General features: G+C 61.3%; 20 protein-coding genes, 1 tRNA gene and 1 pseudogene. 11 read left to right on the plus strand and 11 right to left on the minus strand.

Going from position 1 to position 21,659, the window contains the following annotated elements:
* Nucleotides 1-46: 46 nt before the first annotated feature.
* Entirely contained in the window at nt 47-550 is a 504-nt protein-coding gene (locus ACEN8E_RS16985; protein WP_495589094.1) for a GNAT family N-acetyltransferase, read from the plus strand.
* A 523-nt stretch (nt 551-1,073) separates the two neighbouring features.
* Nucleotides 1,074-1,403 (plus strand): hypothetical protein, encoded by a 330-nt coding sequence (locus tag ACEN8E_RS16990; protein WP_429368245.1) that lies wholly within the window; start codon nt 1,074-1,076, stop codon nt 1,401-1,403.
* Nucleotides 1,404-1,541: 138 nt separating this feature from the next.
* Here the strand turns inward: ACEN8E_RS16990 and ACEN8E_RS16995 are convergent.
* Both ACEN8E_RS16995 and ACEN8E_RS17000 read right to left on the minus strand, forming a co-directional pair.
* A pseudogene (locus ACEN8E_RS16995) lies at nt 1,542-1,644 on the minus strand (transcriptional regulator CynR); the annotation flags it as partial.
* Between the two features lie 40 nt (nt 1,645-1,684).
* Nucleotides 1,685-3,187, minus strand: coding sequence for an aldehyde dehydrogenase family protein (locus tag ACEN8E_RS17000; RefSeq protein WP_495589095.1), 1,503 nt, complete (start codon nt 3,185-3,187; stop codon nt 1,685-1,687).
* 284 nt (nt 3,188-3,471) lie between these two features.
* Here ACEN8E_RS17000 and ACEN8E_RS17005 point away from each other — a divergent pair, with 284 nt between their 5' ends.
* Complete coding sequence (locus ACEN8E_RS17005; RefSeq protein ID WP_495589096.1) at nt 3,472-3,978, plus strand: HvfX family Cu-binding RiPP maturation protein; 507 nt, start codon at nt 3,472-3,474, stop codon at nt 3,976-3,978.
* Between the two features lie 68 nt (nt 3,979-4,046).
* On the opposite strand, the gene ACEN8E_RS17010 is transcribed toward ACEN8E_RS17005, so the two are convergent.
* From ACEN8E_RS17010 to ACEN8E_RS17020, 3 genes are all read right to left on the minus strand, one after another.
* Nucleotides 4,047-5,021: a nitrilase-related carbon-nitrogen hydrolase gene (locus ACEN8E_RS17010; RefSeq protein WP_495589097.1), complete on the minus strand. Its 975-nt coding sequence runs from the start codon at nt 5,019-5,021 to the stop codon at nt 4,047-4,049.
* 102 nt (nt 5,022-5,123) lie between these two features.
* Nucleotides 5,124-6,056 (minus strand): GlxA family transcriptional regulator, encoded by a 933-nt coding sequence (locus ACEN8E_RS17015; RefSeq protein WP_495589098.1) that lies wholly within the window; start codon nt 6,054-6,056, stop codon nt 5,124-5,126.
* Between the two features lie 109 nt (nt 6,057-6,165).
* Complete coding sequence (locus tag ACEN8E_RS17020; protein ID WP_495589099.1) at nt 6,166-7,179, minus strand: GlxA family transcriptional regulator; 1,014 nt, start codon at nt 7,177-7,179, stop codon at nt 6,166-6,168.
* 279 nt (nt 7,180-7,458) lie between these two features.
* On the opposite strand from ACEN8E_RS17020, the gene ACEN8E_RS17025 reads away from it, so the two are divergent.
* Nucleotides 7,459-8,121, plus strand: a complete 663-nt coding sequence (locus ACEN8E_RS17025) for a glutathione S-transferase family protein (RefSeq protein ID WP_495589100.1) — start codon at nt 7,459-7,461, stop codon at nt 8,119-8,121.
* Nucleotides 8,122-8,205: 84 nt separating this feature from the next.
* Here ACEN8E_RS17025 and ACEN8E_RS17030 read toward each other — a convergent pair whose 3' ends face one another.
* Both ACEN8E_RS17030 and ACEN8E_RS17035 read right to left on the minus strand, forming a co-directional pair.
* Nucleotides 8,206-8,634: a TOBE domain-containing protein gene (locus ACEN8E_RS17030; RefSeq protein ID WP_495589101.1), complete on the minus strand. Its 429-nt coding sequence runs from the start codon at nt 8,632-8,634 to the stop codon at nt 8,206-8,208.
* A gap of 325 nt (nt 8,635-8,959) precedes the next feature.
* A tRNA-Gln gene (locus ACEN8E_RS17035) sits at nt 8,960-9,034 on the minus strand.
* A gap of 316 nt (nt 9,035-9,350) precedes the next feature.
* Between ACEN8E_RS17035 and ACEN8E_RS17040 the strand changes: the two genes are divergently transcribed.
* Together ACEN8E_RS17040 and ACEN8E_RS17045 are read left to right on the plus strand one after the other, a co-directional pair.
* Entirely contained in the window at nt 9,351-9,779 is a 429-nt protein-coding gene (locus tag ACEN8E_RS17040; protein WP_495593341.1) for a hypothetical protein, read from the plus strand.
* 113 nt (nt 9,780-9,892) lie between these two features.
* Nucleotides 9,893-10,474 (plus strand): hypothetical protein, encoded by a 582-nt coding sequence (locus tag ACEN8E_RS17045; RefSeq protein ID WP_495589102.1) that lies wholly within the window; start codon nt 9,893-9,895, stop codon nt 10,472-10,474.
* A 41-nt stretch (nt 10,475-10,515) separates the two neighbouring features.
* On the opposite strand, the gene ACEN8E_RS17050 is transcribed toward ACEN8E_RS17045, so the two are convergent.
* From ACEN8E_RS17050 to ACEN8E_RS17060, 3 genes are all read right to left on the minus strand, one after another.
* Nucleotides 10,516-12,504, minus strand: a complete 1,989-nt coding sequence (locus ACEN8E_RS17050) for a peptidase U32 family protein (RefSeq protein ID WP_495589103.1) — start codon at nt 12,502-12,504, stop codon at nt 10,516-10,518.
* Between the two features lie 252 nt (nt 12,505-12,756).
* Complete coding sequence (locus tag ACEN8E_RS17055) at nt 12,757-13,137, minus strand: RidA family protein (RefSeq protein ID WP_008021538.1); 381 nt, start codon at nt 13,135-13,137, stop codon at nt 12,757-12,759.
* Between the two features lie 75 nt (nt 13,138-13,212).
* Nucleotides 13,213-14,007 (minus strand): PAS domain-containing protein, encoded by a 795-nt coding sequence (locus ACEN8E_RS17060; protein ID WP_495589104.1) that lies wholly within the window; start codon nt 14,005-14,007, stop codon nt 13,213-13,215.
* Between the two features lie 188 nt (nt 14,008-14,195).
* Here ACEN8E_RS17060 and ACEN8E_RS17065 point away from each other — a divergent pair, with 188 nt between their 5' ends.
* The 5 genes from ACEN8E_RS17065 to ACEN8E_RS17085 all read left to right on the plus strand — a co-directional run bounded on the left by ACEN8E_RS17065 (nt 14,196) and on the right by ACEN8E_RS17085 (nt 20,793).
* Nucleotides 14,196-15,842, plus strand: coding sequence for an APC family permease (locus ACEN8E_RS17065; protein WP_495589105.1), 1,647 nt, complete (start codon nt 14,196-14,198; stop codon nt 15,840-15,842).
* A 45-nt stretch (nt 15,843-15,887) separates the two neighbouring features.
* On the plus strand, nt 15,888-16,814 hold the full coding sequence (locus tag ACEN8E_RS17070) for a 4-hydroxyproline epimerase (protein WP_495589106.1): 927 nt from the start codon (nt 15,888-15,890) through the stop codon (nt 16,812-16,814).
* Between the two features lie 57 nt (nt 16,815-16,871).
* Entirely contained in the window at nt 16,872-17,819 is a 948-nt protein-coding gene (locus tag ACEN8E_RS17075) for a dihydrodipicolinate synthase family protein (protein ID WP_495589107.1), read from the plus strand.
* Nucleotides 17,820-17,925: 106 nt separating this feature from the next.
* Nucleotides 17,926-19,503 (plus strand): aldehyde dehydrogenase (NADP(+)), encoded by a 1,578-nt coding sequence (locus ACEN8E_RS17080; RefSeq protein WP_495589108.1) that lies wholly within the window; start codon nt 17,926-17,928, stop codon nt 19,501-19,503.
* A gap of 3 nt (nt 19,504-19,506) precedes the next feature.
* Nucleotides 19,507-20,793, plus strand: coding sequence for an NAD(P)/FAD-dependent oxidoreductase (locus tag ACEN8E_RS17085; protein ID WP_495589109.1), 1,287 nt, complete (start codon nt 19,507-19,509; stop codon nt 20,791-20,793).
* A gap of 43 nt (nt 20,794-20,836) precedes the next feature.
* Here ACEN8E_RS17085 and ACEN8E_RS17090 read toward each other — a convergent pair whose 3' ends face one another.
* Nucleotides 20,837-21,577: a TorF family putative porin gene (locus tag ACEN8E_RS17090; protein WP_495589110.1), complete on the minus strand. Its 741-nt coding sequence runs from the start codon at nt 21,575-21,577 to the stop codon at nt 20,837-20,839.
* Nucleotides 21,578-21,659 lie beyond the last annotated feature (82 nt).

Here is a 21,659-nt window from a genome sequence, read left to right on the forward strand (position 1 = left end):
CGGCCATAATCAACCCTGTCCCTTGACCGGTCAGGAGCCACTCCGCATGTCTTCGATAGAACTGCACGCCGCCCAACGCGATGAGCTGGAAACCATCGAAAACCTGATGCAGTTCTACACCTACGACTTCAGCGAATGGTTACCGCTGAAACTGGGTGAATACGGTTTCTTCAACATCCAGCCCATGTCGGACTACTGGCGAAACCCGGCCACCCGCCCCTTCCTGATCAAGGTCGACGCAGAACTGGCCGGCTTCGTGACCGTGGATAACCAGACCCATCTACCCGGCGCCGAGTACAACATTGGCTATCTGTTCGTCAGTCGACGCTTCCGTGGCCGGGGTGTCGCCCGGTTTGTCGTGTCCACCCTCTTGAGTCAATTCCCCGGTCAATGGCAGATTTTCCACATCGAGGCCAATCAACCGGCTCGGCTGTTCTGGGCGGCCGTCATGCCAGGGCTCGGCATTGATGGGTTCACCCTGCATCAGCAGGTGGTTGAACGCCATCCCTGCACGTTTTACCGCTTTCAGTGTCCGCCCGTGTCGTCCTGACCGGCACGCCCTCGACTCCCCGCGCTAATTCCCAACAGCTTTGTCCGACAATATGTAGTGACTGAAAATATTCACTACAAAACCGTTGACGCCTCCGATTTGCCCTTGCATGATGCAGACGTCTCCCCGATCGGGAGTACAGGCAACACGTTTGAGCAAGCTCGTCTGACCGCCGAGCTGTTTTTCCCGGATACACGCTGCCCACAAGGCAGATTGAAGAAGCTGACCTGGCCTGAACGTCCAGTACAAGGGCGAGAAGTCTTGGCGAGCAATCCTCATGAAGCTTGTGGCCGACCCTGAAAACGTCGGCAGTGGCCTTAAGGTTTTCGCCGCTTCTCTTCGTTGTGACGCTATTGCGTAGCAGTTATTCAACACGACTACATGCAACAGACGCAGGACCCCGCCCGATAAGGCGGTCGAACGCTGACGTCCTGGTTTCGGTGCCAGGGATCAACTAACCGATGGGCTACCTGTATTAGCGAATCAACTTTGAAAGATCACCAATTGGTCAAGGGGCTTTATGATGAATCTGAACAATCAACCAACTATCGATGAACTGGCTCGTATCTTCGCTGCAAAAAAAGACAGCCACGACAGCCATATTCTCTGGATCAGCAAGTGTGGCCAGGTGCATATCGACTGCCTGTCGCCGCACGCCCATGAAGCAGAGTTCGACCAGAACAACCAGAACCTGCTTGCCCGACTGAAGATGTACCGTCGCGGCCATGGCTATGTCGGCAAGAAAGCCGCAGCCGACAAGGACTTCATCGGTAATGTTCTGCAAACCCTGAAACAGGCCTGGGCCTCGATGCAGAATCAGAACGAAGTTCGGGTGATTGACCGGTTCTACTGATTGAAATGAGTCATTACTGACTTATAAATAAAAGGGCCTGCTCCCAAAAAGAGCAGGCCTTTTTCATGTCCGAATGAAGATCAACTGTGGGTTTTGTGGCGGTCCTGAAAGATCAGTGCCCAACACCAGGTCCACAAACGCCACTTTGGGCGTGATGTGCACCTGAGAAATATTCATCGATGCATGTGCGGGTGATGCAGTCCGGGCTCAGCAACGCAAACTCAAGCTGAGCCACCTCCGAAGAAAGTGACCGCCCGTGCAGCGGTCACGATTGCGCCGGCTCAGCGTTTGACGCCCAGGTCGATCTGGGTCATGCGGCTGCGAATGGTGAACACGCCATCACCCGAGAGAATCGCACTGCGAGCAAACAGGCGCCCGCTTTCCCAGTTCGAAAGACCCAGTTCCGGCTTGTTCAACGCGTATTGGCCGTCGACCCAACGGGTGATGCCATTGCCGACAAAAGGCGCGTTGACCGCGTTGTAGAAGTGCTCCTGCGCCTGTGCATTTTCACTGATCAACGACACCGTGAATTGCGGGCTGTAGCGATTGAACAAGGCAATGGCGCTGTCCAGGTCATCAACGATTTTCAGGCTGACTTCCGGGGTTTCCTCCCACTCCCACTCACGACCCAATTGATCTTCCGGCAACGGCTCGGCCTGCGCCTCGGTCTGATAGCCTTCGGCGCGGTACACCTTGACCGTTGCCGCCAGCCAGTCTGGCGGCAGGTGCGACTCGCTGCCTTCGACGATGTGCAACTTGCAACCCTGGCCCCGCGCGGTGCCGGCCTGCTTTAGTGCGTCGAGGAACAGCGGCACCAGTTCAGCGGCGCGGTCGCGGTGAATCAGGCAGACGTTCAGAGTGTTGCAGACCTTGCGGTCCAGGGAGTTGCGCACCACCGCGGCAAAGCGCCGGGCGTCGGCATTGGCATCGGCGATCAGCCAGGCGCCACCGGTGCCGTGCAGGCTGACCGCCGTGCCGGCTTGCTGCGCGATGCTGCCCAACTGGCTGACGGCGCGACCCGAACCGCGGGCCACCGCCAATGACAGGCGCCGGTCCGCGAACATCGCCCAACCGGCGGCGTGGTTGACACTTTCCACCAGCGACACGGCACCGGCCGGCAAGCCGGCGTCGCTCAGCGCAGGGTTCAGCGCATGGGTGACAATCGCCTGGGCCGTGCCCAACGCATCACTGCCGATGCGCAGCACAGCGGTGTTGCCGGTGCGCAACACACCAGCGGCATCGGCAAACACATTCGGCCGGCCTTCGAAGACGAACGCGACGATGCCCAGCGGCGAAACCACTTGCTCGACTTTCCAGCCATCGTGCTCCACACAGCTGATCACCTTGCCACGGCTGGCCGCTGCATCACGCCACGCGCGCAGGCCGGCGATCATGTCGCGACGCATGCGCTCATCGGCCAGCAACCGGGTGGTCGAGCGACCGCGCGCCTTGGCCCGTTCGATGTCGGCCAGGTTGGCAGCTTCGATCAACGCCCAGCATTCAGGAGTTTCCAGACGTTGGGCAAACAGGTCGAAAAAGGCGCTGATCGCTTGATCAGACACCGCCGACAGCGCGGTAAATGCCGCTTCGGCACGCTCGATTGCCACGCTGGCCGCTTGCTGGTCCGCCACGGGGATCAGCAGCAACTCGCCGCTGACCTGCTCCACCAGCAGGTGGTCACCGGGCTGGAAGCGTTGCGCCAGTTCGGGGCTGACGACAGTGACACGATTACCGGCGAAAGGGATGGGCGTGCCAGCGACTAGACGTTCGAGCGCAAGAGACATGAAGCGGTTACACCAGGCAATGGGCGGCCTGAAAATGTATAGCAAATTCCCTGTGGGAGCGAGCCTGCTCGCTCCCACAGGGGTCATGTGGTGGCCGTCTACGTATCTCAATGTATACAGCCCCGCCCCCGACACACCCCGCACTCAAAACCCCGCCACAACGACACACCGCAGATACACCCCATTGCTGAAATACGCCTGCCGATTGGCTCAGCCGATCAAAGCGCTCAACTCATGGGGCATGCCGTTGCCCCACCTCCCTGACCTGAAAGAGATCAACGTCCATGAGCACCTCCATTTCTTCGGCCGTCAAAGGCCTGCACCTGAACCTCGACCGTGCCGGCGATTGGGTTGCCCCCCTGGCGTTGCGGGTGTTCCTCGCCTGGGAATTCTTCGAGTCCGGCCTTGAGAAACTCAACGGCCAGAACTGGTTCGCCGATATCCAGGAGCGCTTCCCGTTTCCGTTCGACCACATTCCCGCAACACTGAACTGGGAGCTGTCGATGTGGGCCGAACTGATCTTTTCCATGACGTTGCTGGTTGGCCTGGGCACGCGTTTTTCGGCGTTGAGCCTGATGGTCGTGACCCTCGTCGCAACCGCGGCCATCCATTGGCCTGCCGACTGGCACACCCTGAGTGAACTTGCCCAGGGCTATGCCATCAGCAACAAGGGTTACGGCAACTTCAAACTGCCATTGATCTACCTTGTGGCCTTTACGCCGCTGCTGCTGTCGGGTGCCGGCAAGCTCAGCATCGATGCGCTGCTGACCCGTTTCTTCTGGCGGCGCTGAAACGAAATCCGCAACGCGGACAAACAAAGGGGACTTCGATGAAGTCCCCTGTTTTTTTTGCCTTGAAACTAACCAATCACTTCCTCCAGCCCAGTCTCCTCGGCCAGTTTCGGATGCGCACTGCGTTCATGCACATGAGTGTGAGGTGTGCGGTCAATCAGCAGGCTCAGCAGTTCCGGGCGGCTGTAGTGGCCGCGCGAATCCATCATGCGCTTGCGCTTGTCGATCAGGCTCATGTCGAGGTCGGCGATCACCTCGCCCTCACCTTCCAGCAACGAGCCCAGCACCGTGCCATCCGGGCTGATGATCGCGGTATAGCAACCGCCGGAGATCGGGCCGATGGCGCAACCGGTGTCGGCCATGATTTGCGCCTGTTGCTCGGGATACAACCAGGCCGTGGAGTTGACCACGAAGCACGCGGCCTCCAGGGCATGCTGGCGAATGCTGACTTCCATTTGCGAGGTGAACAGGGGACCGGCAAACGACCCCGGGTACATCGCCGCATGGATCTGCTCGCCATCGGCCATCAAGGCATAACGGGCCAGCGGGTTGTAATGCTCCCAGCAAGCCAATTGACCGATGCGCCCTACTGCACTGTCGACGGCCCGCAGGCCGGAGCCGTCGCCCATGCCCCAGATCATGCGTTCGTGGTAAGTCGGGGAAATCTTGCGACGACGCTGGATCAGCGAGCCGTCGGCATCGAACAACAACTGCGTGTTGTACAGCGTGCCGCCATCGCGCTCGTTGACGCCGATGGACACGACCATGCCGGCTTGCCTGGCCGCCGCGCCGATGGCATCGGTGGCAGCTGACGGCACGGTGACTGCCTGATCCAGCAGCTTGAGGTGTTCGGCGGCCATTTCGAACGGCGACTGCACGTAGGAAAAGTACGGGTAGTACGGTACGACGGTTTCCGGGAACACAGCGAATTGCACACCCTGTTCGCCGAGTTCGAGAATCTTCTGCACCACTTTGTCGACGGTGCCTTCTCGGCTGTAAAGAACAGGGCTGATTTGTACGGCGGCGGCTTTGACGAGGCTCATGGCGGTGATCTCATTGAGGGAAAGGTTTCAACGAGATCAATATTACGTCAATAATATAAAGGCATGAATGTCGTATGCACCACCTTTTAGGACATCGTGAAATCACCCCCGACTGGCTCGCTGAATCACCTGCGGTGGCTGTCCGAACGCCCGTATAAAAGCGCGGCGCATGCGTTCCCGATCACCAAAACCAGTGGCTGTCGCCACTGCATCGATGGAGTGCCGCCCGCTTTCCATCATCAACCGGGCCGACTCGACCCGCAGGTTTTCGATGGCCTTGGCCGGAGACTGGCCGGTTTCGGCATGAAACACCCGGCTGAATTGCCGGGGGCTGAGATTGGCCGCGCCGGCCAGTTCCTCGACCGTCAGCGCCGACTTGAGATGCTGCTTGGCATAGTTCAGCGCGGCCTGTATCCGATCGGTCCTGGGGGCCAGTTCCAGCATCACCGAAAACTGCGACTGCCCGCCGGAACGCCGGTGGTACACCACCAATTGCCGCGCCACCTTGCGGGCAACCTCGGCGCCCAGATCCATCTCCACCAAGGCCAATGCCAGGTCCACGCACGCGCTCATGCCCGCCGCCGTCCACAGCTGACCATCATTGATGAAGATCCGGTCTTCTTCGACCTTCACATTCGGGTATGCCTTGCGAAAGGCCGGCACATGCGCCCAGTGGGTGGTCGCCCGCCGACCGTCGAGCAGGCCGGCCTCCGCCAGCGCAATCGCACCGGTGCAGATCGAGCCCAGACGTCGGGTGCCGTGGCTGACGCGGCGCAAAAACGCCAGCATGCCCGGCGTGGTCGGGCGGATCAGGTTGTCGCCCATGACCAGCAGCGTATCGAACGAGCGCTGGTCGAACGCTTCGGTCTGCACACCGAAACCGGCGGACGTCTGCACCAGACCACCCGGTTCGGACAGTAATGCAATGCTGTACAACGGCTCACCCGCAGCGCTGTTGGCCAACTCGAAGGCGGCACACATGGCCAGCCCCAGAACCTGAAAACCGGGGTAAACAATGAGTCCGATCTGGTGCATGGCGTTATGACCCTAAACGTGGCATGCCTGACAATCAGGCCAGAGCCTGCACTCTAACCCGAACAGCCCGCAGCGGAAATCAGGGTGACGCCGGGCGTTGATCGGCGGCTTACTTCACCAGCCTGGTTTCCCTGGACGGCCGATAGCCGAAATAAGAGCTGTAGCACTTGCTGAAGTGGCTGGGAGAAACAAAACCACAGGCGACCGAGACTTCGACGATGGTCAGCGTGGTGTGCTGCAGCAAGCGTCGCGCTTCAGTGATGCGCAAGTCCATGTAATAGCGCTGCGGCGTGGTGCCCAACTGCTCCTTGAACAGACGCTCGATCTGCCGTCGAGAGCGCCCTGCGTAGAGGCAGAGCGTCTCCATTTCCAGCGGCTCCTCCAGATTGGCGTCCATCAGGTTGACCACCTCCCTGAGCGGCCCACTGACCGAGACATTCAGCGACGGCTTGATGCGCCGGTAGCGTGAAGCTTCAAACGCCAGGATGTCTTCGATGCCATCGGTCAGCGCCTTGTCGTACAGCCCCCTGATCCACTCCAGGGCCATATAGAACGTACCCGTCGGGCTCGACGCTGTCAGGCGGTCACGATCCACCACGTAGGCTTCGCTGGTCACCTGGGTCAGCTTGGCAATTTCCGCCAGTGCCGGGCGGTGCTCCGGGTGAATCGCGCAGCGATAACCCTCAAGCAAACCGGCGCGCCCGAGAAACCACGCGCCGTTCCACACGCCAGCTAGGGTAACGCCCTGCTCCGCCGCGTCTTGCAGCAGGTTGATCAATGCCTCGTCGGCGTGCAGATGGGTGCGGTATCCGCCACAGACCACCAGCAGGTCCAGGTTCTGAATCTCGGCATGGCTCAGGCAGGCGTCGGGACGGATGACCAAGCCCAGATCGCTGATCACCTCTGCGTCCTTCAGGCCGAAGGTTTTCGTTGAAAACAGCTCCGGCCGCAACAGGTTCGCTGTCACGACCGTATCCAGCGCCTGGGTAAACGCCGGCAGCGAGAAATGCTCCAGCAACAGGAAACCTGCACGCGCCTGCAGAACGGCTTGGCCTTCATGCTCTTTGAGGAAGCGAAGGTTCTTGCCTTTCATCGCTCCACTGAACTGACGTCGCTCTACCAACGCTCGCCTCGCTTCGTCCTGTCGACGAACCTGTGAAATAACGCTTTGATACCTGTCACTCCCGACCTGGAAACCTGTATCCCCTGGCGCCGAACATTCGGCGCCTGCACTGTTTACGCAAGTTGAAAGCCTTGGGCAAGCCAGTCTTTTGCCCTTAAACCAGTTTGCGCGGGGAATGGCAATCGCCACCGAGATCACAGCCACCTGACGAGCCGCCTCGCACCGACGCGAACCTCGGTCGATACTGCACAGGCCTCCCCCATCGCCGAGGAAACAGACATGCCGCTGACTCTTTACTTCCACCCGCTCTCGTCGTTCTGCCACAAAGCGTTGATCGCGCTCTATGAACTGGAAATCGAGTTTGAAAAAAGAATCATCGACCTCGGCAACGCGGCTGACCGGGCCGAGTTGCAAGCACTGTGGCCACTGTGCAAATTTCCGGTGATCCGCGATCACGACCGCCAACGGAACGTAGCCGAGTCGAGTGTGATCATCGAATACCTGGACCACCACCAGGCCGGCCACCTGCGCCTGATTCCTGAAGATTGGGAAACCGCGCTGGAAGTACGCCTGTGGGATCGTTTTTTCGACCTGCACGTCCAGGTGCCGATGCAGAAGATCGTCGTTGACCGAATGAACGCCTGCAACGGCGACCTGACCCGCGAACGCGCCGCGCTGACAACGGCATACGGCATGCTTGAACGTCAGTTGAGCGCAAACACCTGGGCCGCCGGCCCGGCGTTCAGCATGGCCGACTGTGCCGCTGCCCCGGCGCTGTTCTATGCCAGCACCCTGGTGCCGTTTCCCGACGATCATCAGCGCTTGAACGCTTATTTCGACAGGTTGATCCAGAGGCCTTCGGTCAAGTGGGTGATCGACGAGGCGAGGCCGTACTTTTCCATGTACCCGTTCGCCGAGGCCATTCCACAACGGTTTCGGTAGTGATGATCGAGAGCCGAAAACGAAAATCCCCGTGATCCATCGAGCAATGGATCACGGGGATCAGTAATGAACGCTTGCGTCTATTCAGGCCGGAACACCCAGGATGATGTGGGAAGCCTTGATCACTGCCGTGGCGCTGACGCCGGTTGCCAGCCCCAGCTCTGCCACGGCATCGCGGGTGACGATCGAATAGACCTTCGAACCGCCGGCCAGCTCGATGACCACCTCTGCATTGACCGCACCATCGGTAACGCTCAGTACCTTGCCTTCCAGGCAGTTACGCGCCGACAGGCGAATGTCGCTCGACTCGGTCATCAACATTACCCACGGCGCCTTGACCAGCGCGACGGCTTCTTTGCCGACGGCGATGCCCAGGCTCTTGATGCTTTCCATGGTGACGACGGCAACCAGTTGCTCACCGCCCGCCAGGGTCAGGACCACTTCGGCGTTGACCGCGCCTGGCTGGACCTGGCTGACTTTGCCTTTGAATACGTTGCGTGCACTGACTTTCATGTGAGGCGTCCTTTTCTTGACTTTGAAGTTAGGAAACGGCCGGCATCATCAGTGTAAGCGCTATGTAGAAACAACTACAGCGCTGAATGTATCCAGGGAACAATCGCCACATTGACTGTCCCGGCGCCATGCCGGCAAGACTCCTGAGACGATAGTCGATTATCCGGGAAGCCTTCATGACACGCGCCGAAAGAACGCCTGCGAGCCTTGGCTGGACGCTGACTGGCAAGGGAAGATCAGGGAAATGGATAACGGACGCAAAACGCCAGCGAATCGACGAATAATAACCGCCGATCGGGTGTTATCTGATTGTGCAGGAAGAAAATGGCAGGGGCGGCTGGATTCGAACCAACGCATGGCAGGATCAAAACCTGCTGCCTTACCGCTTGGCGACGCCCCTGTATCTGTTGCGATGAGTGCCTGGCACTCGCTTTCTTGAGTGGCAACAAGACCTGTCGCCTGCTTGCGCGAGAGGCTCCGTGAGGGCCTGTGCAAGTGTGGGCGCAATTTACCAACTTTTGTCGCGTCTGGGAAGCCCCAACAGAACATTTTGTTTTTTAAAACAGACGCTTAGTGTTGAGCCGTATCGCGGCGAACGGTCAGTACAGGTTCAGCCCGGCCAGGTCTGCTACGCTTTTCTCGAATGAAGCCGGGAACCGTTTGCGCAACACCCTTACCCTTGCCATCTGAGGGCGCCAAATGTGAAAGGCAAATTACTGGGTACCGCAGTAACCCTCCTGGTGGTCGGGGCCGCAATCTATGGGTTGAACACCTGGGAACACATCCAGAGCCAGCGACAGGAAACGGTCTGCAAGGCCGCCCGGGAGCATCTCAACAGGCTGGAAATCCAGGCGCGGGCGCTGGCCTCCGGATTGACGGTCGAAGCCTATGCCGAAGCCGAAAAAGCCGAGGCCGGCCAGTTGGTCCTGGCACTCGATACCGCCAGGAATGCAGCCGAGGTCGATGCCGTCATCGACAAGCACGCTGCGGCCATCGAAGCGCAAATAACCGCCGAAGACGCAGAGGTCCAGTCCCGGGGCGATCAACCCTTCCTCGGTCAGGAGCTCAAGAAACAGCGCATCCCCACCGACGTCAAACAGGAATTCAAACGAGCTGAAAAGGCCGTCGCCGAGACTTGCCAATAGCGCCGAACAACCGCTCCATGTTTGTCGCCAGCGTCTAGAGTTCAGTGAAGACGGGTTGCAACCAGACTCCGCGTTTATAACAAGAACACCACGAAAACGAGGATGCCCCGACTTTGAAAATATCAACCCTCTGCACCATCGCGGGCCTGCTGGTGTCGGTCGCGGTGTCTGCCAATGGCGTCATTCCTGTTCTGGAACTGGACTTCACCCGGTCTGCAACGGAAACCCTGAAAAAAATCGGTATCAACGACGCCTGCATCATCGGCGCTTCCAGCCCCACAGCGTTCACCTACTGCAGGGAGGGATCGACGACACTCTGGAGGTATCGGGCACTGGACCTGGAACAAATGGCGGCGACACGCAGTGATGCGCAACAGTCCTCGCCGGTCTACCAACCCGTTTCTGTCCTGGAGTTCGGGAGCGCGGCCTGTGAACACGAGAACAGCCTGGCCGCCGCTAAAAAGCCGGCAACCACACGTTGGCTGATCCTCGGCCTGATCGCCGTTTCCCTGCTGATCGGATTGGGTTACACCTGGCGGGCCATTCTGCAGCGCCAGCAACACGCCACCGCCTACTCACAACCCCATGAGCAGGCGCCGAGCGAATTCCAGGCCACGGCACAGACAAAAGCCCTGGCAGCCTTTGGTCTGGCAGTGGCCGTGGCATTCGTTTACTTCAAGTACACAGGGTTTTGAACAACAGGTGAGCGCGCCATTGCGACGCGCTCACCGCTCACTCAGTGCGGCGCGCGCGGGATGGTCTTGAGCAGGTCTTCGGGGCTGATGTGCCCCACCACGCTGCCCGGCTGCGGCATATCGAGGATGTGGCCCTTCATCTTGCCGATGATGTGCATCTCGCAAGGCTTGCAGTCGAACTTCAACGTCAGCACTTCATCGCCGTGGATCAGCTGCATCGGCGCAACCTTGGTGCGCACGCCGGTCACGCCCTTGGCCTGTTTCGGGCACAGGTTGAAGGAGAAACGCAGGCAGTGCTTGGTGATCATCACCGGCACCTCGCCGGCTTCCTCGTGGGCCTCGTAGGCTGCGTCGATCAGCTTGACGCCATGGCGATGATAGAAGTCGCGGGCCTTCTGGTTATAGACGTTGGCCAGGAACGACAGGTGCGACTCCGGGTACACCGGCGGCGGGGAGGTTTCGGCCTTGCGGCTGCCACGCGGGTGGGCGGCGATCCGCGCTTCGGTCAAGGCGTCGATCACTTCACGGCGCAAGGCCTTGAGCTGCGAGTTCGGGATGAAGTACGCCTGCGGTGCGTCGAGCTTGATGTCGATGGCGTGGTACTGCGTGGTACCCAGTTGGCCGAGCAGATCCTGCAATTGCTCCAGTGCCTGTTCCGGCTTGTTGGCAGCACCGAACGGGCCATTCAGGGTAACGCTGGCGTCGATGCCCTCTTCGCTGGTAGCGGTCAGTTCCAACTGCTCTTCACGCAGGCGCGCAACCCAGCGCAGGGCCACGCGACGCTCGGCGGAGGTCTTTTGCAGCGCCTGTTGCCAGTTGTGATCGAGATTGCGATTGAGCGGATGGTTGGGGCGCAGCTTGTACATTCCCTCCGGCATCTCATTGGGCTCGACGCGATAGCGATAACGCTTCTCGCCGTCCTCCTCGAACTCGCCTTTGGGTTCGGCGATGTTGGCGCGGAAACCCACCACTTCACGCTTGACCAGCACGTTGAGGCCGTCGCCGTTGGACAGCGGCTCGTGGGTCACGACCTGCATGTCACGCTTGGCGACTTTCTCGACCACACCCACCGGCAAACCGGTGAAGGTCGGCGAGTCAAACGCGCCGATATCGATCTTGCGGTCAGTGACGAAATAATCGGTGCTGCCGCGGTGGAAGGTTTTTTCCGGGTCGGGCAGGAAGAAATGCGCGGTACGGCCGCTGGAGGCACGGGCCAGATCCGGACGGTCTTCAAGCACCGCGTCGAGGCGCTGGCGATAGTAGGCGGTGATGTTTTTCACATAGCCCATGTCCTTGTAGCGGCCCTCGATCTTGAACGAACGCACGCCGGCCTCGACCAGTGCGCGGATGTTGGCGCTCTGGTTGTTGTCCTTCATCGACAGCAGGTGCTTTTCGTAAGCGATCACGCCACCCTTTTCGTCCTTGAGGGTGTACGGCAGACGGCAGGCCTGGGAGCAGTCGCCTCGGTTGGCGCTGCGCCCGGTTTGCGCGTGGGAAATGTTGCACTGGCCGGAGAACGCCACGCACAACGCGCCATGGATAAAGAACTCGATGGCCGCGTCGGTTTCGTCGGCGATGGCACGGATCTCTTTGAGATTGAGCTCGCGGGCCAGTACCAGTTGTGAGAAACCGGCCTGATCGAGGAACTTCGCCCGCTCCAGCGTGCGGATGTCGGTCTGGGTACTGGCGTGCAGTTCGATCGGCGGAATGTCCAGCTCCATCACACCCAGGTCCTGGACGATCAGCGCATCGACGCCGGCGTCGTACAACTGGTGGATCAGCTGGCGGGCCGGCTCCAGTTCGTTGTCGTGCAGGATCGTATTGATGGTGGTGAACACGCGCGCGTGGTAGCGACGGGCGAATTCCACCAATTGGGCGATATCGCTCACTTCGTTGCAGGCGTTGTGGCGGGCGCCGAAGCTCGGGCCACCGATGTACACGGCATCGGCACCATGCAGGATAGCCTCGCGGGCGATGGCGACATCGCGGGCAGGGCTGAGCAATTCCAGGTGATGTTTGGGCAAAGACATAGTTTTTTTAGTCAGGCTTGTCACGGTCGAGGCGTGCATTGTAGCGGCGAAACGCCCGACCGGCACCCGTGTGCTGCCAGGTGGTGTATTGGCGGAGCTGGATGCGCGCCCAAATTCTGGATTCGACAAATAACCACTGTGGGAGCGAGCCTGCTCGCGAAGGCGGTGTATCAGGCAATGATGATGCCGGACCAGATGGCCCCTTCGCGAGCAGGCTCGCTCCCACAGGGTTGTGCGTGTGTGTCGACGGACTCAGGCCTTGGCCGCCATTGCGGTCACTTCCACACGCATGCCTTCCACCGCCAACGAGGCAACCCCGACAGCAGCGCGCACTGGCCATGGCTTGGCGAAGTAGCGCTTGTAGACCTCGTTGAATGCGGCGCGATCGGCCATGTCGGTGAGGTAGATGGTCAGGTGCATCACGCGGTCCATGGAACTGCCGGCACGCTCCAGCGCAACCTTCAGCGCTTGCAGGGTGCATTCGCTTTGCAGGGTGATGTCGCCCAGTTCCAGGCTGCCGTCGGCGCGGGTCGGGATCTGCGTGGAGACCAGCACGCCGCCAAAACCGACGACGTCGGAGGAAATCGAATCCGCATCAGGATCGGGCGTAAAGGTCAGGTCGTGATTTGCCATGAGAACTCTCTTGCTTGAAGGGGTGAGGCTGGCGCCTTTGCGCGGCCAGTCTACAGGGCCATTGCCGGCGCGTCGCTAATCCGCACCGGACGGTTGCATGTGGCCGGTGGCCTGGCGGTACTGGCGCGGGGTGAAGCCGGTCAACGCCTTGAACTGCCGGGTGAATGCGCTGTGGTCGGTATAGCCACATTGCAGGGCAACCTCGGTGATCGGCAGGTCCGTGTGGAGCAGTCGATGCGCGTGTTCCAGGCGAACCTTCTGGATCATTTGCCGTGGCGTCAAATGGAACACACGCTTGCAGTAGCGCTCGAGCTGCGCCACGGAAATGCCGGCGATGCGCGTCAACTCGCCGAGGGTGACGCGACGGTTGAAATGCGTGCGGATGTGCTCGTCCACCGCCGCCAGGCGCTGGTACGCCGGGTGCGTGTCACTGGCCGATTGCAGGTCGACCGAGATGCCCGCCAGACCGATGATCTGATTATGACGGTTATACAGCGGTCGTTTATGGGTCAGGCACCAGCCCGGCTCCCGGCTGCCGTACAGATGCAACTCCAGCTGATCTGACAGCACCAGACCTTGCTCCAGCACACGCCGGTCCTGTTCGGTGTAGCCGGGCCCCAACTGCTCGGGAAACACCTCGGCGCTGGTTTTCCCCAGCAGCGGTTTGAGCTGCTTCAAGCCACAGCGTTGCACCAGCGTGCGGTTGGCCATGACATAGCGCGCCTGCACGTCCTTGATGAAGATCGCGGCGTTCGGAATGACATCGAGCATCGGCAACAAAAGCGCAATGCCTGCCAGCAGTTGCTCGATGGATTCGGGGCGGTTCGAGTCGTCGCCCTGGCACAACAGCGCAAACGCATCCTCAGTCATCTACCTGTCTCTCCCAATGATCGGCCATTGCCCATTGTGCTGATTTCGTCATCGACACCCAAGGAAAACATCAATCGCGAGCAAGCCGCCGAGTTCACTCTATGGCCACCGCCCTCCTCGGCAAAACCGACGGGGGACGACTTGAAGTGCACACCTGCCTATCCAATAACTCACAAGAAGACAATGCCATGTCAGGCCAAGGCAAGTTCAAAAAACAACTTTCATTGATAGACCTTACGTTCATCGGACTGGGTGCCATCTTCGGCTCCGGCTGGTTGTTCGCAGCCAGTCATGTGTCCGCCATTGCGGGGCCGGCGGGGATATTTTCCTGGCTGCTGGGCGGTTTTGCGGTGCTGCTGCTGGGCATCGTCTACTGCGAACTCGGCGCCGCATTGCCCCGTGCCGGTGGTGTGATTCGCTACCCGGTTTACTCCCACGGGCCGTTGCTCGGCTACCTGATGGGCTTCATCACGCTGATCGCGTTTTCCAGCCTGGTGGCCATCGAGGTGGTCGCCGCGCGCCAGTACGCCGCGGCGTGGTTTCCGGCATTGACCCAGGCCGGTTCCAGCAATCCGACGGCGATCGGCTGGCTGGTTCAGTTCGGCCTGCTGTGCCTGTTCTTCATGCTCAACTACTACAGCGTGAAAACGTTTGCCAAGGCCAACAACCTGATCAGCATGTTCAAGTTCATCGTGCCGTTGCTGGTGATCGGCGTGCTGTTCACTTTCTTCAAACCGCAGAACTTCCAGTCCCAGGGCTTCATGCCGTTCGGGCTGTCCGGTGTCGAGATGGCGGTGTCCGCCGGCGGCATCATCTTCGCCTACCTGGGGTTGACGCCGATCATCTCGGTGGCCAGCGAAGTGAAGAATCCGCAACGCACCATCCCGATTGCACTGATCCTCTCCGTACTGCTCTCCACCGCCATCTATGTGTTGTTGCAAGTGGCCTTCCTCGGCGGCGTGCCCAGCGAAATGCTCGCCAACGGTTGGGCCGGCGTCGCCAAGGAACTGGCCCTGCCCTACCGCGACATCGCCCTGGCATTGGGCGTGGGTTGGCTGGCTTATCTGGTGGTGGCCGACGCGGTGATCTCCCCCAGCGGCTGCGGCAACATCTACATGAACGCAACCCCGCGGGTGATCTACGGCTGGGCGCAGACCGGTACGTTCTTCAAGGTTTTCACCCGCATTGACGAAAAGTCCGGCATCCCGCGTCCGGCGTTGTGGCTGACCTTTGCCCTGTCGGTGTTCTGGACCCTGCCCTTCCCTTCGTGGGAAGCGCTGATCAACGTGGTCTCCGCTGCGCTGGTGTTGAGCTACGCCGTCGCCCCGGTGTCGGTGGCTGCCCTGCGCCGCAATGCGCCGGACATGCCACGGCCGTTCAAGGTCAAGCGCATGGGCGTCCTCGGCCCGGTGTCGTTCATCATCGCCGCGCTGATCGTCTACTGGTCCGGCTGGAGCACCGTGTCCTGGCTGCTTGGCCTGCAAATCCTGATGTTCGTGGTGTACCTGCTGTGCGGTCGCTTTGTGCCGACCCAGCACCTGAGCCTGGGCCAACAAGTGCGTTCTTCGGCGTGGCTGATCGGCTTCTACGCCGTGACCATCGTGCTGTCCTGGCTCGGCAGCTTCGGCGGCATAGGTGTGCTTACCCATCCCTTCGACACCCTGGTCGTGGCGGCTTGCGCCTTGGGCATCTACTACTGGGGCGCGGCCACCGGGGTGCCGGCGCATCTGGTTCGCCTGGAAGAAGAGGACGGTGAAAGCGAAGCCGATCCCGTTCACCGCGGCACGACCACAGGCCGGCGTCCGATCGGTATAGCCGTCCAGACCTCTCGCTGAAATTCAGGCCGGCAAAGCCTGCGTGTTCCTCTAATGGAAAGGTTTATGAAAAAAGTACATGTCATTGATTCCCACACCGGCGGCGAACCGACTCGCCTGGTGATGTCGGGCCTGCCCCCGTTGTCCGGCCGGACCATGGCCGAAAAGCGCGATGCCCTGCGCGAGCAGCATGACCAATGGCGTCGCGCCTGCCTGCTGGAGCCCCGTGGCAACGATGTGCTGGTGGGTGCGCTGTATTGCGAACCGGTGTCGCCGGATGCGACTTGCGGCGTGATCTTCTTCAACAACGCCGGCTACCTCGGCATGTGCGGTCACGGCACCATCGGCCTGGTCAACTCGCTGCATCACCTGGGCCACATACAGCCCGGTGAGCACAAGATCGATACGCCGGTCGGCCCGGTCAGCGCCACGCTGCACGAGGACGGCAACGTCACCCTGCGCAACGTGCCTGCCTACCGCTACCGCCAACAGGTGCCGGTCGAAGTGCCGGGGCATGGCCGCGTGTACGGCGACATCGCCTGGGGCGGCAACTGGTTTTTCCTGGTGTCCGATCACGGTCAGGCGTTGCAGATGGACAACGTCGAGTTCCTCACCGAGTACACCTGGGCAATGCTCAAGGCCCTCGAGGCCCAGGGCATCCACGGCGAAGACGGCGCGCTGATCGACCACATCGAACTGTTTGCCGACGACGAATCAGCCGACAGTCGCAACTTCGTCATGTGCCCCGGCAAGGCCTACGACCGCTCGCCCTGCGGCACCGGCACCAGCGCGAAACTGGCATGCCTGGCGGCCGACGGCAAACTGGCCGCCGGTGAACGCTGGGTCCAGGCCAGCATCACCGCCAGCCAATTTGTCGGCAGCTATGAATGGGCAGGCGAACGCATCATCCCTTTCATCACTGGCCGCGCCTACATGACCGCCGACAGCACCTTGCTGATCGACGAACAGGATCCCTTTGCGTGGGGCATTTGAGCCCCACGCCTCTTCCTTCACCCGATCTGTATGAACGCTTCAAGGAGTGACAACAAAATGAGCGACAACATTTTCACCGGCTGCATCCCTGCACTGATGACCCCGTGCACCGCCGAGCGCAAGCCGGACTTCGACGCGCTGGTGGCCAAGGGTCGCGAGCTGATCGACATCGGCATGAGCGCCGTGGTGTATTGCGGCTCCATGGGCGACTGGCCGCTGCTGACCGAAGCCGAGCGTCAGGAAGGCGTGGCGCGCCTGGTGGCCGCCGGCGTTCCGACCATCGTCGGCACCGGTGCGGTCAACAGCCGCGAAGCGGTTTCCCATGCCGCACACGCAGCCAAAGTCGGCGCCCATGGCTTGATGGTCATTCCTCGCGTGCTGTCTCGCGGCGCTTCGGTCACCGCGCAAAAAGCCCACTTCGCTGCGATCCTCAAAGCTGCCCCGGGCTTGCCGGCAGTGATCTACAACAGCCCTTACTACGGCTTCGCCACCCGCGCCGACCTGTTCTTCGAACTGCGCCGCGAGTACCCGAACCTGATCGGCTTCAAGGAGTTCGGCGGTGCGGCCGACCTGCGCTACGCCGCCGAACACATCACCTCCAGGGACGATGACGTGACCCTGATGGTCGGTGTCGACACCCAGGTGGTGCATGGTTTCGTCAACTGCAACGCCACCGGCGCCATCACCGGCATCGGCAACGCATTGCCGCGCGAAGTGCTGCGCCTGGTGGCCTTGAGCAAACAAGCGGCCAAGGGCGATGCCAAGGCACGTCGTCAGGCGCGGGAACTGGAGTCCGCCCTGGCTGTGCTGTCGTCCTTCGATGAGGGCTGCGACCTGGTGCTCTACTACAAGCACCTGATGGTGCTTAACGGCGACAAGGAATACACCCTGCATTTCAACGAGACCGATGCCCTCAGCGATGCCCAGCGTCGTTATGCCGAGAACCAGTACGCGCTGTTCCGCCAGTGGTACGAGCAATGGTCGGCCGAGCAGGACTTCGCCTGATATTCAGCCGGTACAGCGGCGTGCCAAAGCGCGCCGCTTTTATTTTCGTCCACGGCGGTAGCGCGTTTTTTTGCAAACGCCCAGCCTCTTTTTTTCAGGAAAAACCATGACTCTGACAGGCAACATGTTGATCGGCCAGCAGGCCATCCCCGGCAACCGCGAAGCGATCCACGGCATTGATCCGGCCACCGGTCTTCCCCTTGAACCGGCCTATCACGGTGGCGGCAGCGAGCACGTCGAACAGGCCTGCGCCCTGGCGTGGAGTGCCCTGGACAGCTATCGCGCAACATCCCTTGATGCTCGCGCCGAATTCCTCGAAACCATCGCCAGCGAAATCGAAGCCCTCGGTGATGCGCTGATCGACCGCGCCGTGGCCGAGACCGGCTTGCCACGCCCGCGCATCCAGGGTGAACGCGGCCGTACCTGCCAGCAACTGCGCACCTTTGCCCGCACTGTACGCGCTGGCGAATGGCTGGATGTACGGGTCGACAACGCTCTGCCGGAACGCCAGCCTCTGCCCCGCCCGGACCTGCGTCAGCGTCAGGTGCCGTTGGGCCCGGTGGCCGTGTTCGGCGCCAGCAACTTTCCCCTGGCCTTCTCGGTCGCCGGCGGTGATACCGCGTCGGCGCTGGCCGCCGGTTGCCCGGTGATCGTCAAGGCCCATGGCGCGCACCCCGGCACCAGTGAGCTGGTGGGCCGGGCCTTGGCTCGTGCGGTCAAACTGTGCGGGCTGCATGAAGGCGTGTTTTCGCTGCTGTTCGGCTCAGGCCGCGAAGTGGGCATCGCCCTGGTCACCGACCCGCGCATCAAGGCCGTGGGTTTCACCGGCTCGCGCAGTGGTGGCATCGCCTTGTGCAAGGCGGCCCAGGCGCGTCCCGAACCGATCCCGGTGTACGCGGAAATGAGCTCGATCAATCCGGTATTGCTGTTCCCGGCAGCACTGCAATCGCGAGCCGAAGCGCTGGCGCAAGGCTTCGTCGCCTCCTTCACTCAGGGTGCCGGCCAGTTCTGCACCAACCCCGGCCTGGTGATTGCCCGCCAAGGCCCGGCCCTTGAGCGTTTCATCCAGACGGCCGCGCAACTGATCCAGCGCAGCCCGGCACAGACCATGCTCACCCCCGGCATTTTCAACGCCTACGAGACAGGTGTCGGCGCGCTGCTCGAGCATGCCCGCGCGCAATCGGTGGCCAGCGGCCTTGAGGGCGAAACACCTAACCAGTGCCAGGCCCACTTGTTCGTCACCCAGGCCAGTGATTTTCTCGCTGACCCAGCCTTGCAGGCAGAAATGTTCGGCGCCGCTTCGCTGATCGTGCAATGTACCAACGACGAGGAAATCCGCCAGGTCATCGAACACCTGGAAGGCCAACTGACCGCCACCCTGCACCTGGACGATGCCGACGTGGAAAGCGCCAGGGCATTGCTGCCGACTCTGGAACGCAAGGCCGGGCGCCTGTTGGTCAATGGCTGGCCGACCGGGGTCGAGGTGTGCGATGCCATGGTTCATGGCGGCCCGTTCCCGGCGACTTCCGACACGCGCACCACCTCGGTCGGCACCGCCGCCATCCTGCGTTTCCTGCGCCCGGTCTGCTATCAGGATTTCCCGGACGCCCTGTTGCCGACCGCGCTCAAGCACGGCAATCCGTTGCAGTTGCGTCGCCTGCTCGATGGGCAGAGAGAAGCCTAGGCCATGTCCAACGTCTCCCTTTTCAGCAACCCGCACGCCACGGCGGACGTTGCCGTGATCGGCGCCGGGATCATCGGTGTCGCCTGCGCCTTGCGCCTGGCTCGCCAGGGCCGGCGCGTGGTGGTCATCGATCAGCAGGAGCCTGGTCGTGGCGCCTCGTTCGGCAATGCCGGGCACCTGGCGACCGAGCAGGTGTTCCCCATTGCCGACCTGTCCATCCTCAAGTGCCTGCCCGCCATGCTCCTGGACCCCATGGGCCCGCTACGCCTGGACTGGAAATACATGCCCCGGGCCCTGCCCTGGTTCATGCGGCTGATGCTGAACCTGCGGCCGGCGCCATTCCGGCGCACCGTGGCCGGCATCCGTGCGCTCAATGAAAGCAGCCTGGGGGCCTGGTACCGCTTGCTGGAGGCCATCGAGCGTCCCGGGCTGCTGAAGGAGGACGGCTCGCTACTGGTGTTCGAGCGCGCCGACTCGCAACAGGCCATCGAGGCACTGCAGGCGCGCATGCGCCAGCAACAGGTGCCGGTCGATTTCTGGCAGGCCAAGGCCGTCCGCGATGCAGCGCCGCAACTGAGCGAGCAGATTCGCGGTGGCCTGTTCTTCCCGCGCACCGGGCATTTTCTCGATCCCTTCCGGGTAGTGGGCGAACTGGTCCACGCGGCAAAAAGCAACGGCGTGCAATTCCTCCAGCAGCGGGTCGAGGGCGGGCAATTGAATGAACACGGCGTGTCGTTGATCACTGATCAGGGTCGCGTCAGCAGTCGGCAAGTGCTGATCGCCTGCGGTGCGCATTCGGCGAAGCTCACCGCCGCGCTGACCGGCAAGAAGGTGCCGCTGGACACCGAGCGCGGCTATCACCTGATGCTGCCCCACGAACACCAGCGCTTGCCGTTTGCCGTCACCTCGCTGGAGCGCAAGTTCATCATGACGCCGATGGCCGATGGGCTACGCCTGGCCGGCACCGTTGAATTCGCCGGTCTCGAATGCCCACCGACGATGGAGCGTGCCTGGCAATTGCACCGCCTGAGCAAAGGCCTGTTCAAACGCGACCTGAGTGCCGAAGCGGCCACACCATGGATGGGCTTTCGCCCCTCCTTGCCCGACTCCCTGCCGATCATCGATCGGGTGTGCGACGGCAAGGTCCTGCTCGCCTTCGGCCATCAGCACCTGGGGTTGACCCAGGCGGCGGTCACGGCGGAAATGATTGCGCAGATGGCCTCGCCCTTGACCGGCACCCAGCCCCACGACCTGCCGGCGACAGCGGCGTACCGGCTGGATCGTTTCTGAATGAACCTGCCGAGACCTTCTGCTCAGGACACAACCGCCTCGATCAGAAGGTCTTGCTGGCGCTGACCACAACGGTGGCGGCGCACACGTCGCCATAACCGTAGTAGCTGGTGCACTCATGGCTGGACAGATCGGTGTCGACATAGGCCAGCGCCCAGTCGACTCCCACAGCGCTATGGGTCAGCCGGGCTTCCCACTCGTGATAATCACTGCGCGTATTGCCGCTGCCGGAAACGAACACGTCATTCTTGAAATCGAATCGGCCATAACGCACCTCCAACCCCGTGTCCGCCGGTAGCGCGTAGCTGTAACCCAGCCAGGTGTAGAGGGTGTCCTGGTCCTTGCCCAGGTAAGTCTGCAAATCGTTGGAGTAGTAACTGGCGAACTTGAAGCCATAGGCTTTGACGATGGCGTAGACCTCGCTCTGATTGAAGTCCGACTGCCTGGCGTAGGTGTACTTGAGGTAGCCCAGGTCAAGGCTGACGTCATCGGTGAGCTGCTTGTAAAAGCCCGCGTAGAAATCCTGCTCCAACCGGGTTTTATAGTTCAGGCCGAAATCGACATTGGAGGTCCAGACCCCGGCGTAGGCGCCGCTGCTGTGCAGCAATGTCGCGTCCAGTTGCACTGCCGGGTCGCCCAGGGTCAGTGACAAGCCACGGCTGCGGTAGTCGCTGACCACCGCCGGTTTGAGCATCAGTTGAAAGTCATCGGTCAGCGTGATTGCGTGGGCGGCCAGCGGCAAAAAAGTGCAGGCGACAAACAGGGTCAATGCAGGGCGATGCATGTTTCAGGTCCTTTCTTATTATTGAGTCGGCAAGGCTTCGCCCTCCCCTTGCCAGCCGGGCAAAGGGTGGGCGAACAGGGGG

It is taken from the genome of Pseudomonas sp. Pseusp9 (genome assembly GCF_059491265.1).